Source organism: Corallococcus praedator (assembly GCF_003612125.1).
GTDB classification, from domain to species: Bacteria; Myxococcota; Myxococcia; order Myxococcales; family Myxococcaceae; genus Corallococcus; species Corallococcus praedator.
Genome location: NZ_RAWI01001331.1, coordinates 1 through 400 on the forward strand (window position 1 = coordinate 1; position 400 = coordinate 400).

At 51.8% G+C, this 400-nt stretch carries 1 protein-coding gene; it reads right to left on the reverse strand.

The features are described 5' to 3' along the window. Positions 1–357 (reverse strand): hypothetical protein (locus tag D7Y13_RS45540; protein WP_208734739.1); only part of this gene is annotated, 357 nt, incomplete at its 3' end. Positions 358–400: the final 43 nt, after the last annotated feature.

The following is a 400-nucleotide window of genomic DNA, read 5'->3' on the forward strand; positions in this document are numbered from 1 at the left end:
CTCAATCACTCCGCCATCGCGTTCACTATATCGCAGTGACGAAATAACGTGCTGACGGCTAAGGTGGACAAATCCGGATGTTTCTTCATAAACGCGCTCAAGCCAGTCATGTTCATCTTTCAAGGTTGACACTAAGTATGCGTCGGTCATCTTCGCGCCTGTCTTATCTTTCATCTTTCGGACATGCTCGCCGCTCATGATCCTACCAGCAAAGTCGTGCGGATCAGAAACCAGCCACGCAGCATGAAAGCGCAGGTAATTGTCCAGGTTTGGTCTGATGAGATGCGCGGCCGCCAGAAAGTTTTCGCCCCGTGTCAGCGTGATATAACCATCAATCAGGGATAGCGTTCGGTTCATGACCGCCCCAGCCAGATAGTCTAGCGGAAAGTGATCGCCCTGC